We start from the raw sequence: 14701 nt of genomic DNA, 5'->3' as shown, positions 1-14701 counted from the left end.
TTCTTTCCTTTGATCTACTAAGATATTACCATTCTTAACATATCATGCTCCAGCCCATCTTGATAGCGAAGCTGGCTGCAGACAGCGCAAAAGAACCCGGCAGACGCTTCAGCATCCCCGGGTCCTCTATAGGTTCATTAATTATTTACAAGCTTAGACAGAATAACTGTCAAAAGAAACCGGTTTGCTGTTAATCTCTGCTTTTACCTCTGTCAGGCCATTGTCTGTGCTTAGCTGCAGATGCGCTTTGCTGATCAGAGAGCTATATTCCGCGGACAGAATTTCTCCCGCTCCAAACTTAGGTGCCCGCTGTGCGGCGGCTGCGGCAAACTCATCAAGCCCGCTTATTCCCAGCTCCGCAGCCTGGCTGACGCTTAGCGCTTCAACAACGACTCCGCCCGGCATCCCTGCGGAGATCACCTCGAGATAATCCGGGCGTTCCAGCAGCTCATAGCCATGCGATAAGTAGACGGCAAAATACACATTGCCTGCATAACCGAACAGTGCCGAAGGCTGCTTGATCCATTCCCCTTTCGGAAGCACTCCTACTATTGCAGTGGCCTCCCCCTCGGGAACCGGGAACAGGGATATGACGGTGTTCTTATGATACAGGACTTCCATATAAGGGCTTTGGTGACGCGGATCGCCCGCGTTATACCCCTGGCCCGGATGGAAGAAGTACAGCCGGTTCACGCCTTCGGCTGCACCCACAGGGAGCGAATACGCCCAGCGCAGCTGCTCATTGTCGAACTCCTCTACCCGCTCCCACATGCCGCCTGCCGCATAATCCTCTGTGATGTAGGCATAGGAATGGAGCGGCGGCTGGCGGTCCGGATCTCCGGCAACCACCTTCTCGGTTTGCTTCTTGACCTCTACCGCTGCCTCGCGGTTCAGTGCATTCGAACGCCCCTGCTCCGGCGCTTCATAGAACAGGAAACCGGCATATTCGGTGCGAGGCATCTCCGCCGGCAGCTTGAAGTCTCCGAACTGCACATAGTCTTGCAGCACATTACCGTCAGCCGGCACATCATGCGGCCAGCCTCTGGAATGGGCACCTGCCCAGGCGCCCTGCAGATACCACTGGCTCCGCTCGTTCCAGAGATAATCCAGCATCTCGCCAAGGGTATGCTTAATGCCGCTGTCTGTCTCCAGCTCCCAGGCACAGGTGAACGCCTGCACCCAGTGCCAGAACCACGGGAGGCTGCCGTACTCCGGCATCCCTTTCTCCCGGATATGCGCCAGTGTGATGTCCAGACTGCGCAGTCCGTCTTCCAGCAGCTCATCATCCTCGAAGAAGTTGCCGAAGATCAGCTTGGCTGCCGTATATTTCGCTTCATGGTGGCCGAACGTCGTTACCGGCTTACGGAAAAATCCGCTGCGGTACACATGACCGATGGCCGTGTGGAAGGCAATACGCAGCCCCGCGCTAAACTGGGTCGAATATTGCTTGCAGAACCAGACCATCAGGCTGCCCATGATCTCCACCGGCAGCTCATGCGGCGGCGCTTCTCTGGGCTGCGGATTCAAGCCCAGCGGCCAGTGGCCATAGAGTTCTGTACCGGGCTGGCGGTTCTGCAGCAGGACCGTTTCCAGCATGACAGCTTCCGCCTTCCGTTTCGCTTCCTCCTTATCGAAAGGCAGCTCCAGCGTATCATCTACCGCAGCGGTAAATAAATAAGAAGCATAATAGAAGTTATTCCGCACATCATCATGGAACCAGAGGCCGCTCGCAAGCAGCGGACGCCGCTCCGCCTCCAGTGCGATTGAATTGATAATTTCCTGCCGGCGTATTTTATAAGAAGTCTGATCCTGAAGCCTGTCTGCCATTTCCCTCACCCTCCAATATATATTTTCTGTATCACGAGCCCCTAATCCGGGAGTCATGTCCGCGTGTGTATACATAGAACAACTATCCCTCTTCTATTAGGTATACTCCACCCTGGGAACTCACTGCTTTCCAGCTCTATTGTGCACGCTTTCAGTTCAGATGGCAATCTCTAAAACTAACAAACAAACTAAAATAAACGTACTAAAAAAGATTATCTCTTGCCAAATGAACGCAAATGGATTAAATTGTACCTATACGAACGAAAATACATTTTTCTTAAGGAGATTGAATATTCAATGGAAAGACGTTTTGCATCACATCCGAATGAAGTTAAGCAGTTTGACACTGAGCGCCTGCGCAAGGAGTTCCACATTCCGGTTATTTTTGCTCCGGATGAACTGAAGCTTGTCCTGACCCACGAAGACCGCATGATCGTAGGCGGGGCTAATCCGGTCAATGAGGATGTTGTACTTACAACGGACCTTAAGGAGCTTGGAGTGACTTACTTCCTGGAACGCCGTGAGCTGGGTATCATCAATGTCGGCGGCAAAGGTTCGGTTGTTGTAGACGGAACTGAATATGAAGTTGACTTCAAGGAATGCCTGTATGTAGGCCAAGGCTCCAAAGATGTTATTTTCAAAAGCGCGGATAGCGCTAAACCGGCGAAATTCTACCTGAATTCCGCTCCGGCTCACCAGTCCTACCCTACTACCAAGACAACGCTGGCTGAATCCGAATCCGGAGCCATGGGCGGACTTGAGAATTCCAATGAACGTACGATTCACCGTTTCATTCACACGAACGGCGTGCAGAGCGCACAGCTTGTTATGGGAATGACTCAGCTGAAACCGGGCAGCATGTGGAACACTATGCCATCCCACACTCACCCGCGCCGGATGGAAGCTTACTTCTACTTCGATCTGCCGGATGACTCTATCGTCTTCCACCTGATGGGCGAACCTACAGAAACCCGCCACATTGTAATGCACAATGAACAGGCTGTCATTTCCCCAAGCTGGTCCATTCACAGCGGCGTGGGTACACATAACTACACCTTCATCTGGAGTATGGCCGGAGATAATAAACGTTACGACGATATGGACCCCGTAGGCATGAAAGAATTACAATAGAAGCAAATCAACTACGGAAAGATGAGGCAGGCGGATGAACCCGATACGGCGGCACGAGATGATTATGGAAGTTATGCTGAACCAGAAGGATGTAACAGTGAACGAGCTGAGCGACAAGCTCCAGGTAACGGGAAAAACAATCCGCGAGGACTTAAGCAAGCTGGAGGAACAAGGACTGATCATGCGTGTACACGGGGGAGCTGTGCTGGCACAGAGCGATCAATTCGGGATTCTGCCCTCCAAAGACCCGCTGGATAAGTATTCCGAGGAGAAATCGGAGATTGCCCTGCGTGCGCTGGCACATATCGCCAAGGATGACATCATTGCACTCGACGGCGGGAGCACCACGCTTGAGATTGCCCGGCGGCTGGAGAATATGCCCCTGACGGTCATTACCAACGATGTGTATATCATCAGCGAGCTGGTCCCCAAAGACAACATACGTCTGGTCGTTCCCGGCGGTTACCGTGTCCGCAATATGCTGGCCGGCCCTGAAGCTGTCTCCTATGTACAGAAGCTTAATATTCAAAAAGCCTTTCTCTCGGCGACTGCCGTTCATATTGAGCATGGCCTGTCCATCTATACCGGAGATTTAATCGATTTCAAACAAGCCCTAGTATCCACGGCCCGCCAGGTATTCGCCGCTTGCGATCATCACAAATTCGGGCACACCGCTCTGCGCACCTTTGCTTCACTGCAGGAAGTCGATGTGCTGCTTACAGACAGCGGGCTTGCGCCCGAGACGGTGGAGCTGTTCCGCAAGGCAGGCGTCAACATCGAGTGCGGGTAGTTTAAATACCATTTAAGCCCTATAAGCGATACTCAATTATGCAACTTAAAAGGAGAGAATTATAATATGTCATCTTTATTCAGTTTGGCAGGTAAAACAGCAATCGTAACGGGTGCCGCACAGGGTCTTGGACAAGGGATCGCCCTTGCCTTCGCAGAAGCTGGCGCAGATGTAATTTCCGCTTCCCTTAATGGAAGTGAAGAAACTGTTGCAGCAGCTGAAGCTTTTGGCGTCAAGGCACTCAGCATCGCTACTGATCTGAGCGATCATTCCAAGCTTCAGGGCATGTTCGACGAAGCTGTTGCCTTCACAGGCAAAGTAGACATCCTCGTGAACTGCGCGGGTATGATCCGCCGTACTCCAGCCAAGGATCACAGCGAAAAAGACTGGTTTGACGTTATCAACCTCAACCAGAACACTGTATTCCTGCTGTCCCAGATCGCCGGCCGCCACTTCCTTGAAAGAGGCAACGGTAAAATCATCAACATCTGCTCCATGCTCTCCTACCAGGGCGGCATTAACGTACCAGGCTACACTGCAAGTAAGCATGCCGTAGCAGGTCTGACTAAAGCTTTCGCTAACGAATGGGCAGGTTCCGGCCTGAACATCAACGCTATCGCTCCAGGATATATGGCTACTGAGAACACAGCTCCAATCCGTGCGGATCAGAGCCGCTCCGATTCAATCCTTGACCGCATTCCAGCCGGACGCTGGGGAACTGCTGAAGATGTTAAGGGCCCTGCTGTGTTCCTGGCATCCGCGGCTTCCGATTACCTGAACGGACATATCCTTAATGTAGACGGCGGATGGCTGGCCAGATAATTCCGGCTTGGAATTTTTGAATAACAGTACCATGAATTGATTCGGCTTGCTCCAACTATATAGATAATAAGCGCCGTATATACAAACTGAGCGCGTATAGACAGAATTGTTCATAGTTTAGCAGAGGCTGTTCAGAGCAGTTGCTAAACACATCAAACCCCGGATGCTTCTTAGGCACCGGGGTTCTTTGTATGCTCAGTCCGGCCCAGCCCTTATCGGAACACGATGAACTCGTCAGGATTCGCACGAATGTAACCGGCGATGATCCGCAGAGTATGTGCTGTAAGCTCCTGATATTGTGCATACAGGGTGGCTACGGCTTTTTGCAGCTCCGGGTCCGCTTCCAAATCTGTAATTGCCGCTTCGTCCCAGCCCGTGCCTGCACGCAGGTTCCTCGCCCCGAACAGCTCTTTCGATTCCTCCAGCAGATGAATCAGCGGAGCATCTTCAAAAAACTGCAATCCCTCCAGCACACCGCTCCAGTATCCCGGCTGATCCAGCAGATAACTGAGCCACCCGTAGTATTCTTCTGCGGACTTAGAGCTATGGTCATACAGAATCCGGAACATACAGAGTGCCCTTTGTCCCCTGCTAAGCTGTGCGATTGCTTCATTCTTCACCGCCGGAGATTTGGCGCGGATCTTCATGAACGTGGGTTCCATGCAGGCATAGCCGAGCCGTTCATCGCTTAGCGAGTAGAATGTAGTACGCTCCATGGGTACTGGCTGCATTAGTCGTCCTCCCTGACAGTCAAGAATATAGAGCATGCCTGAACAATGGCTAAATACAAGAAATGCAGGATAAGTATCCCTATGAAGATTAGTCCGGTAACCGGCGTCGGCTTGTCCTCATGTACTGTCATAGGAAAGAGCGCAGCGAACAGGTAGACGAATAAGCTGAAATAGGCAAACCAGAGCAAGCTCGTAATCAGAGCTATTCTCCGGTTGTCCAGTATTCGCCGGGTTACATACACGATCAGAAATCCGGTCAGCAAAAAGCCTGCGATATTGATTAGCGTGACCGTACGCTCAACCTTCCCGTACTCCCATCCGGTGATCCGGCTAATCCTCAGTGCATTTCCAATCAGCTCAATGGCTGCAAAGACCGGCAGAGCCAAGATGATGCTGGCCAGATTTAGCTTAATCAAATATTTCATCGTTCTCCTCCTGAGCTGTACATTCCCTCTACCACACCTTCATTTGGATATTACTGTATTTCTGTATCTATGGTAAGCTGTAAAAAATATAATCGTCAAGACCCGCTGCATTCCGCATCCTGCTTTGACGCAATTGGTGAAGGAGCTTCTGTATGACCGAAGAGATACTAACTACATTTGATGAGCAAGGTAATAGAACCGGAACCGCTCCCCGCGATGAGGTACACCGCCACGGTCTCTGGCACGAGACCTTTCACTGCTGGTTTGTCCGTCAGGCTGACAATGGACTGATGATCTACCTCCAGCTGCGCAGCCGGCACAAAAGAGATTATGCCGGACTGCTCGATATCACCGCTGCCGGACATCTGCTGGCTGACGAGACGGTAGAGGATGGAGTCCGTGAGGTACAGGAGGAGCTGGGCCTTGAGCTGGCTTTTGACGAATTAAAGCCTTTGGGGATTATCCCCTACCAGATGGATACAGCCGGGTTTATGGACCGGGAGCGGGCGAATGTTTTTGTTTACGAGAACAATTATGCTCTAAGTGACTTCTCTCTGCAGCAGGAAGAGGTAGCAGGGATCGTCCAGGCCCGCTTCACCGAGTTCCGCAGCTTCATCGCTGGAGCTGGCAGCACTCTACATGTGCAAGGCTTCCGGGTAACCGATGACGGTGAACGGGCCGAAATTAATGAGCAGGTTGATCTCTCACAGCTCGTCCCGCATGAGATTGCTTATTATTTGCGGGTTATTGAGGGAATTGAGGCTCTTTATAGCAGGGCATGACGTCCGGATTTCAAAAACCTATTTGCTTACTCGGCTGCTTCCACGGCAAAATGTCAGGCGTAATGCACATACTAAATCCTTTAGATGGATTTAATACATTTATTTTCCTTCGAGCAAATGGTTTCCCGGGAATTAAGTAGATAAACAGCATCTGCTTCACTGCAAATTGGAGGCTTATCAGATCATTCAAAAAGGCAGAACCCGACTTTTAGCGGGTCCTGCCTTTTTTAACTCATTGCTTACATTTTCAGCAGATTATACCTTTGCAGTCTGGCGTTTCAGCATAACCAGCCCGTTGACCGGCAGCTTCAGCTCTGCAGGTGCAGCAGCACCGGATTCGAGGTCCGTATACTCCTGACCATCCAGCGTTACCACTTGCTCGCTGCCGCTGAAATTCTGCACAAATACATAATCATGCTCGCCGTCACTGCGCAGCTGAGCCGTTACTCCTGTAGGAAGCTCGGTGTTCAGGGAGCGGCTGAGGCGTTCTTTTCCGGCAATGGCAGCATACAGATCCACATAGAACTGCGGGTCCTTCACACGTGTGGCCAGATGATAGGCTTTGCCTGCCCCCAGCTTGTTCACGGTCAGTGCCGGACGTCCGGCGTAGAAGTCGCTGCGGTAATGGCCCAGCGCTTCAGCACCCTCCAGATGAATCAGCTCAGCGATTTCATGCGCATCGTAGTCTCCGGTCAGCTTCAGGGTGTTGCCAGGGTCCATCACAAGGCCGTTCAGATCGCGGCTGTGCAGTCCTTCTGTCTCTTCTGCCCAGATTCCCAGGGTTCTGCGCAGCGGTCCAGGGAAGCCGCCCAGGTGGCACAGGTCCGTCTCGCCAACGACTCCCGACCAATAGGTAGCCAGGAATGTGCCGCCCTGCTCCACATACTTCTCAATCCGCTTGCCGTTTTCTTCACTGATCAGGTACAGCATTGGCGCAATTACCAGCTTGTAGCCGGACAGATCATCACCAGAGCCGACCACATCCACAGGAATCCCCAGCTCCCACAGTCCACGGTAATGCTGAAGCACGGTTTCTTCATATTTCAGCCCGGAATTGCGGATACCCTGGGCATCCTTAACCGCCCAGCGGTTGTCCCAGTCGAACAGGATGGCTGTTTCGGCAGGAGTGGTTGTACCCACTACATCTGTTAATCCTGCCAGCGTACGGCCAACCTCAGCCACATCTCTGAATACACGGGTCTCCGCATGTCCGCTGTGATCGACAACTGCGCCGTGGAACTTCTCGCTGGAGCCGCGGCTTTTGCGCCACTGGAAGTATTGCACGGAGTCTGAACCATGGGCTACCGCCTGCAGGGAGGACAGCTTGTGCATACCCGGACGCTTCAGCTTGCTGACAATCTGCCAGTTCGTGAGCGAAGGTGTGCTTTCCATCAGCAGGAACGGTTTCTTTTTGAAGCTGCGGTACATATCGTGGTGCATCGCCGTCCAGGCTGCCAGCCGGGCATCATCATCGTCCTCGGTATACCCCCAGTCCGGATAAGCATCCCAGGAGACCACATCAAGGATCTTCGCCAGGTTACGATAATCAATGCCGTCGATCATATGCATGTTGGTTGTCACCGGCAGCTCAGGATTGAAGCTGCGCACCGAGTCAATCTCATGCTGGCAGAAGTTAATCGTCTGGTCACTTACGAAACGGCGCCAGTCCAGGTTAAGACCATGCACCTGAGTCTCTCCGTGCGGAGCCGGGGATTCGATCTGCTCCCAGGAGGTGTACGTATGGCTCCAGAACGTGGCCCACCAGGCATGATTCAGCTCGTCCAAATCTCCCTTGTATTTAACCTTGAGCCACTCTCTGAAGGCATTCTGACAGTAATCACAGTGGCATTCGCCGCCGAATTCATTGGAGATATGCCAGCCGATGACTGCCGGGTGATGAGCGTAACGCTCAGCCAGCTTGGAGTTCATCAGCGCGGTTTTTTCACGGTAGACCGGTGAAGTGAAGCAGTGATTATGGCGGACCCCATGCAGATTGCGCACCCGGTTACGTTCTACCCGCAATACTTCAGGATATTTCTCCGACATCCAGGCCGGACGTGCTCCGCTTGGTGTAGCCAGGAAGGCATAAATTCCATTATCCTTAAAAGTATCCAGCAGCTGATCGAGCCAATCGAAGGTGAATACTCCTTCTTCACGCTCCAGCGATACCCAGGAGAAAATCCCCACCGACATTACATTGCAGCCTGCCAGCTTCATCATCCGGATATCTTCTTTCAGCACCTCAGGGTATTTCAGCCATTGCTCGGGATTATAGTCGGCACCATGCAGCATTACAGGAGCCTTGCTGCTGATTGCAGGAACTTTGCTGTTCATATTATTACATTCATCCTCTCGTATAGGGTTCGATGTTAGAATGGGACTTTTCACTGATATAAGTTCTTCGTCAGCTCTATCCCTTTAGCTTGTAACCGTTTATACTATTTATAATAAAGGATAATCAGTTGCCAATGGTAGTATAATAATAGCGTTTCCATAGCACAAAATGAATATGAGGTGTTTACATGCTCCCCTTCTCCCTGATCGAAATGCCGCGCGACCTGAATGCGTTCCCCTTATACCCTTATTCGGTCGGCCGCCATATCCAGTATCACCATGTGCGTCCGGCCGGATTCCCGGTGCATCAGATATTCCTGATCCGCAGCGGCAGCGGACGGTTCCGCGACCTTGAGAACGGCACTGAGACCGTGCTGAAGCCGGGAATGGCCTATGCTTTTCCACCCGACCGCGGGCACGAGTATTATCCGCTGTCACATGAGCCGTGGCATGTAGGTTTCATCGGCTTCCATGGAAGCCAGTCAGCATCTGTGCTGGAGGGGCTCGGCCTGCTGCCGTCTGCACTGTTCCATCCTGAACGGTTCGAGGATTGCTGGGATATGATCGGCGGAATCTGGCATACGGTAAATGGAAACAGCACCGGCCGCCAGGAGGAGCAGTCGATGCAGGATCTGTCGGTAACCCTCTATAGGCTGCTGCTGATGCTGCGCAGGAGCGAATGCTCCGCCGGTACGGCGACCCGCCTGGAGAACGAAAATGTACGCAACGAAGCTCTGAATAAGGCCGTCAGCCTGATCAACGAGCATTTCACGGAGCCGCTGCTGATTACGAATCTGGCCGCTGCCGTCGGTTATTCTGTCCAGCATTTCCAGCGTCTGTTCCTACAGGAATACGGCGTGACTCCGCATAAATATCTGCAGAACCTGCGGCTGCAGCGCGCCGTACAGATGATCACCGAGGACCCTGAGCGTCCTGTGCAGGATATCGCCCTCAACCTTGGGATGGACACCAATTATTTCATCCGCGTCTTCCGCAAGGCGCACGGGGTGACTCCGGGGGTGATGCGGAGCCGGTTGCATGGGAGTGCAGAGTGAGCAACGTATCCGTGCTCCATCCGTTACGCCAAACTGCATAAGACGTCCAGAACCCCCAAACATATGAAAAATAGTCAGCTCAACTGTGACCCGAAGGTGTGCTTGGGGGGATGGGGTTATTTTCACGGACGAGTTCAGCCCGCAAATACTTAAACCAAATGCTCCACACAGTTGTACAGCTGGCAATCCCAGTTATTATTGGTTTTGGTGAGCAGGGTTAGCGAAGCATTATCTATGTAGGTGGTGGTGAACACTTGCGGCAGCAGGTGCTGGAGCGTCAAGCCGATTAAGGCACCGTGGCTGACAACCAGTATTTTTTTGTTACCATAGCGGTTATACAGCTCCTCCAGAACAAGCGCGCCTCTGCGTGATACATCCTCTGCCGTCTCCATCCCGAGCTCCAGGCTCCGCCAGTCCTGCCCCCATCTTCCGAGCCATTCTGCCTCATTCAGCCCTTCCAGCTGTCCGCAATCCATTTCACATATCCGTTCGTCAATCAGGTGCTCCCCTATCCCTGCAGCAGCAGCAATAATCTCTGCAGTCTCCCTGGCCCGGCACAAGTGGCTGGAAATCATGATGTCCCACCGCTCCTTACGCAGCCGTCCGGCAAGTTTAAACGCCTGTTCCCTGCCTTCCCTGTTAAGCGGGATATCCGCCAGTCCCTGAGCCCTTCCTGCGATATTCCACTCTGTAATCCCATGCCTGATTAAACCGATTGTTGCCATTCGAATGAACCTCCATCGTTATCGTCTATTGATTACTGCAATTTATCACCGAAATCTCTCGTTAGCTGTGGCACAGCGGATTGAGCTAATTACTCACTTTTGCATGGGGCACTATTGTTGTACGAATTACAACTTTAATCCCATAATAACCGGGTGTTCAAGCGAATTGTTGTACGAAATACAAGAATTGTCCCGCTCAGCCGCTTGGAGGTCGGGAAATCCTGCTTTTTATACAACAATTTCCGATTTGGGCCGAAATAATGAGGAGAATGTTGTATTATGTGCAGGATTATCCAAAAGTCACCGGTTCGCCGGATCTCCACCACTACCAGCGAGTTAACCGGTGAATTATGGCAACAGTAGCACCCCTTAGTAACCTAAAGCCCAAAGATCACCAAAGTCACAGCTGATTATTATGTAAATCTCCTAAGTTCAGCTTATCCCGCTGCAAAAAAAGACAGCCGCAAGCCAGCCTCCTCCTAAGAAGTCCTGACCGCAGCTGTCTTTCTGCATTTACCTTATCTACACCGCCATAAACTGGCTATTATACAAGCGGGCGTAATATCCACCGCTCCTCACCAGCTCCTCATGCGTTCCGCTCTCGACAATGTCGCCGTCCTTCATGAACAGAATCAGGTCCGACTCACGGATCGTGGACAGCCGGTGGGCAATCACGAAGCTGGTACGGCCGGAGATCATCGCCAGAAAAGCCTTCTGAATCCGCACCTCCGTCAGCGTATCAATACTGCTCGTGGCCTCATCCAGAATAAGCATCGGCGGATCGACGAGCATCACACGGGCGATGGTAAGCAGCTGCTTCTGGCCCTGGGAGAGATTATCTCCCGAGCCGCTTATTTTCGTATTATAGCCCTCGGGCAGACGTTTGATGAAGCTGTGTGCATTCGCAGCTTTGGCAGCGGCAATGACTTCAGCCTCCGACGCTTCCGGCTTGCCGTAAGCGATATTGTCGCGGATGGAGCCCCCATATAACCAGGTGTCCTGCAGCACCATCCCGAAGTTACGCCGCAGACTGTCCCGGGTAATCGAAGTAATGTCCGTACCGTCAATCCGGATGGTGCCGCTGTCGACTTCATAGAAGCGCATCAGCAGGTTGACCAGTGTGGTCTTCCCCGCTCCGGTCTGGCCGACAATCGCCACGCGTGTACCCGGCTTCACCTCCAGACTGAAGTTCCGGATCAGCGGCCGTTCCGGGGTATAGGCAAAGCTTACCTTGTCGAAGGTAATCGTACCCTGACTTCCCTTCATCACTACAGCACCCGGAGCATCCTGAGTCTCCTGAGGCAGATCCAGAATATTGAAAATACGCTGCGCCGATGCCGTCGCCGACTGCAGCTGGGTAATGACCCCGGTAATCTCATTGAACGGCTTCGCGAACAGATTCGAATAGATCAGGAAGCTGGACAAATCCCCGACGGAAAAATGCCCCCCGATCACAAGCGCACTGCCGATCATCGCGATCACCGAAAAGGTGATGTTGTTCACCAGACGTGTAGTCGGATTAGAGAGGGAGCCGTAGAATTGTGATTTGATCCCAGTCTTGTACAGCTCATTATTCCGCTCCGCGAAGCCTGCAAAAGAACGGTCCTCGTAGTGATAGGCCTGCACTACCTTTTGTCCGCCGACAAGTTCCTCCACATAACCGTTCAGCCCGCCGAGGATTTTGGCCTGCTCCCGGAACATCTGCTGGGAACGTATTGTAATGAAGCGGGCGACGAAGAAGGTCGCCGGTGCAGACAGCAGCACCACCAGCGTCATCACAGGGCTGATATAGAGCATTAGCCCGATAGCCCCGGCAATGGTCACGATCCCCGTCAGCAGCGTGGAGAAGCCCTGCAGAAGCCCGTCAGAGACAGCATCCATATCGTTCACGAACCTGCTGATGCTGTCACCTTGCGGATGATTATCATGAAATTTCAGCGGCAGCGCGTCCAGCTTGTCAAACAGCTCGCGGCGGAGATCGTAGACTGTCCGGTATGCCAGCTTGTTCGTATAGTAAGTAAGCAGCCAGCCGAAGAAGCTGCCAACCAGATATACGGCTCCCAGGATCAGCAGCAGGCGGAAAATCTCCGGGAAGTCCACCTGATCGGGCCCGATCATATGGTCAACCGCGCGTCCGATCAACAGCGGTCCGATCAGGCTGGCAATCACACTCAGAATGGCGCAGATGACTGCCCCTATGGTTATCTTCCGGTATTGGCTTGTATATCTAAACAGCCGTTTCCAGGTCTTTGTACTGTTCATTGTACGGCCTCCTCGCTTGAGAGCTGGGACATGCAGATTTCCTGATAGACCCCGCAGCTCTCCAGCAATTCTTCATGGCTGCCGATACCGGCAATCCGCCCTTCATCGAATACAATAATCTGATCCGCCTGTCTTACGGTACTCACCCGCTGGGATACAAGCAGAACTGTCATATCTCCGCTGTTCTTGTTCAGTGCACGGCGCAAAGCTGCATCCGTGGCAAAATCCAGCGCACTGGAGGAATCATCCAGAATGAGTACAGGCGGACGCCCTACAACCGCCCGGGCAATCGTCAGCCGCTGCTTCTGTCCTCCGGACAAATTATGTCCTCCGCGTGCGACAAGGGTATCCAGTCCCTCCGGCAGCTTGGCAATGAACTCTTCCGCCTGGGCTACCGCTGCTGCAGACATAATCTCTTCACGGGTTGCTGAGGCCTTGCCCCAGCGGATGTTATCGGCAATTGATCCTGTGAACAGCATGGCCTTCTGCGGCACAATGCCAATTCTGCTCCGCAGCTGCTCCAGCCGATACTGCCGCACATTCACACCTTCCACCAGAATTTCACCCTCTACTGCATCATAGAACCGCGGAATGAGGTTCACGAAGGTCGACTTGCCGGAGCCGGTACTGCCGATTAGTCCGACCGTCTCTCCCCGGTGAATGTCGACCGTGATATTCTCCAGCGCAAGCTCACCGGTTGTGTTATACCCGAACGAAACATTGCGGAAGGAGATCACCGGCGCTGAATCATCACGCTTAGCCGGCGGCGCATCTGCCGCAACCTCGGCAACCGATGCCGTCATTGCCAGTACCTCGTTGACACGGTTGGCAGATGACGAAGCTTTGGTGAATAGAATAACGAGATTGGATACCACAATCAGCGCCAGCAGGATCTGGGTCACATAGTTGATGAATGCAATAATCTCTCCCTGTGACAGCCGTCCGGCATCGATATGAATGCCGCCTGCCCACAGAATGGCGATAATCGCCGCATTAACCACCAGCGTGGTCATCGGGCCCAGCCAGGCGGATATCCGTCCGACCCGGATTGCGGTCTGCGTCAAATCCTCCGAAGCTTCATTGAAGCGCTGCTTCTCCCGGCGGCTCTCGGCAAAAGCGCGGATGACCCGGATACCGGACAGATTCTCGCTAAGCACCAGCGCCAGACGGTCCAGCTTGGCCTGATATTTGCGGTAGAGCGGTGAGCTGCGCGTAATGATGAAATACAGAATGACTCCGAATACCGGAGTAGCCGCAATCAGGATCAGCGACAGCCGGAAATCCAGAATCATCGACATGATGATCGCCCCGATGCAGATGAACGGCGCACGGATAACCAGCCGGATCAGCATGGCTACGGCCAGCTGGAGCTGATTGACATCATTCGTGATCCGGTTGATCAGCGATGGCGTGCCGATAATATCAAGCTCTGCGTAGGATAACGATGAAATATGCTTAAACATTTTGTTGCGCAGCGATGTGCCGAAGCCCTGTGATGCCCTGGCTGCGTAATACTGGCAAATCATGGAGCAGCCGAAGCCGAGGATGGCCATCAGCACCATCAGGGAGCCCATACGGTAGACATAGGCACTGTCCTGCCTGCCAATCCCGTTGTTGATAATCAGGGCCACAATCGTCGGCAGCAGCAGCTCCAGAATCGCCTCCAGCAGCTTGAAGATCGGCCCGATGATCACTTCTTTCCTGTAAGGCTTTAGAAAAACAGCAATTTTGAACACAGTAATCCTCACCTAACCTACGTAGTATGTATTCACTCTTGAAAAAATCAAAAGACCCGTTATGATTATGTCATACCTGCT

General features: G+C 52.7%; 12 protein-coding genes. 5 read left to right on the top strand and 7 right to left on the bottom strand.

What is annotated here, in order from left to right:
* Positions 1 to 153 precede the first annotated feature (153 nt).
* Entirely contained in the window at positions 154 to 1827 is a 1674-nt protein-coding gene (locus NYE33_RS19925) for a hypothetical protein (RefSeq protein WP_341067132.1), read from the bottom strand.
* A 297-nt stretch (positions 1828 to 2124) separates the two neighbouring features.
* Here NYE33_RS19925 and kduI point away from each other — a divergent pair, with 297 nt between their 5' ends.
* The 3 genes from kduI (at position 2125) to kduD (ending at position 4570) form a co-directional block, all read left to right on the top strand.
* Positions 2125 to 2958, top strand: coding sequence for a 5-dehydro-4-deoxy-D-glucuronate isomerase (kduI, locus tag NYE33_RS19920; RefSeq protein WP_039294695.1), 834 nt, complete (start codon positions 2125 to 2127; stop codon positions 2956 to 2958).
* A gap of 34 nt (positions 2959 to 2992) precedes the next feature.
* On the top strand, positions 2993 to 3748 hold the full coding sequence (locus NYE33_RS19915) for a DeoR/GlpR family DNA-binding transcription regulator (RefSeq protein WP_039294698.1): 756 nt from the start codon (positions 2993 to 2995) through the stop codon (positions 3746 to 3748).
* A gap of 66 nt (positions 3749 to 3814) precedes the next feature.
* Complete coding sequence (gene kduD / locus NYE33_RS19910) at positions 3815 to 4570, top strand: 2-dehydro-3-deoxy-D-gluconate 5-dehydrogenase KduD (RefSeq protein ID WP_042138045.1); 756 nt, start codon at positions 3815 to 3817, stop codon at positions 4568 to 4570.
* A 212-nt stretch (positions 4571 to 4782) separates the two neighbouring features.
* Here kduD and NYE33_RS19905 read toward each other — a convergent pair whose 3' ends face one another.
* Entirely contained in the window at positions 4783 to 5301 is a 519-nt protein-coding gene (locus NYE33_RS19905; protein WP_341067129.1) for a hypothetical protein, read from the bottom strand.
* Positions 5301 to 5726 (bottom strand): hypothetical protein, encoded by a 426-nt coding sequence (locus NYE33_RS19900; protein WP_341067126.1) that lies wholly within the window; start codon positions 5724 to 5726, stop codon positions 5301 to 5303. Before NYE33_RS19900 ends, NYE33_RS19905 begins: the two co-directional genes overlap by 1 nt.
* Positions 5727 to 5878: 152 nt before the next feature.
* Between NYE33_RS19900 and NYE33_RS19895 the strand changes: the two genes are divergently transcribed.
* Positions 5879 to 6508 carry an NUDIX hydrolase gene (locus tag NYE33_RS19895; protein ID WP_341067123.1) on the top strand — a complete coding sequence of 210 codons (630 nt, stop codon included), beginning with the start codon at positions 5879 to 5881 and terminating at the stop codon, positions 6506 to 6508.
* A 255-nt stretch (positions 6509 to 6763) separates the two neighbouring features.
* On the opposite strand, the gene NYE33_RS19890 is transcribed toward NYE33_RS19895, so the two are convergent.
* A complete protein-coding gene (locus tag NYE33_RS19890; RefSeq protein WP_341067120.1) occupies positions 6764 to 8842 on the bottom strand; it encodes a beta-galactosidase in 2079 nt (692 codons plus the stop codon).
* Positions 8843 to 9030: 188 nt separating this feature from the next.
* Here NYE33_RS19890 and NYE33_RS19885 point away from each other — a divergent pair, with 188 nt between their 5' ends.
* Positions 9031 to 9897: an AraC family transcriptional regulator gene (locus NYE33_RS19885; RefSeq protein ID WP_081970044.1), complete on the top strand. Its 867-nt coding sequence runs from the start codon at positions 9031 to 9033 to the stop codon at positions 9895 to 9897.
* 149 nt (positions 9898 to 10046) lie between these two features.
* Here the strand turns inward: NYE33_RS19885 and NYE33_RS19880 are convergent, their stop codons facing one another.
* From NYE33_RS19880 to NYE33_RS19870, 3 genes are all read right to left on the bottom strand, one after another.
* Positions 10047 to 10622, bottom strand: coding sequence for a histidine phosphatase family protein (locus NYE33_RS19880; RefSeq protein ID WP_341067117.1), 576 nt, complete (start codon positions 10620 to 10622; stop codon positions 10047 to 10049).
* Positions 10623 to 11144: 522 nt separating this feature from the next.
* Positions 11145 to 12884: an ABC transporter ATP-binding protein gene (locus tag NYE33_RS19875; RefSeq protein ID WP_341067114.1), complete on the bottom strand. Its 1740-nt coding sequence runs from the start codon at positions 12882 to 12884 to the stop codon at positions 11145 to 11147.
* The gene (locus NYE33_RS19870) at positions 12881 to 14620 is read right to left on the bottom strand and encodes an ABC transporter ATP-binding protein (protein ID WP_341067110.1); all 1740 of its coding nucleotides are present in this window, start codon (positions 14618 to 14620) and stop codon (positions 12881 to 12883) included. The genes NYE33_RS19875 and NYE33_RS19870 overlap by 4 nt, the downstream gene beginning before the upstream one ends.
* Positions 14621 to 14701: the final 81 nt, after the last annotated feature.

Origin of the sequence: Paenibacillus sp. FSL R10-2199 (genome assembly GCF_038000235.1) — a bacterium.
GTDB classification, from domain to species: Bacteria; Bacillota; Bacilli; order Paenibacillales; family Paenibacillaceae; genus Paenibacillus_AQ; species Paenibacillus_AQ phytohabitans.
Note: the sequence above shows the minus strand (reverse complement) of the source record. Positions and strands in the feature narration are given on the sequence as shown.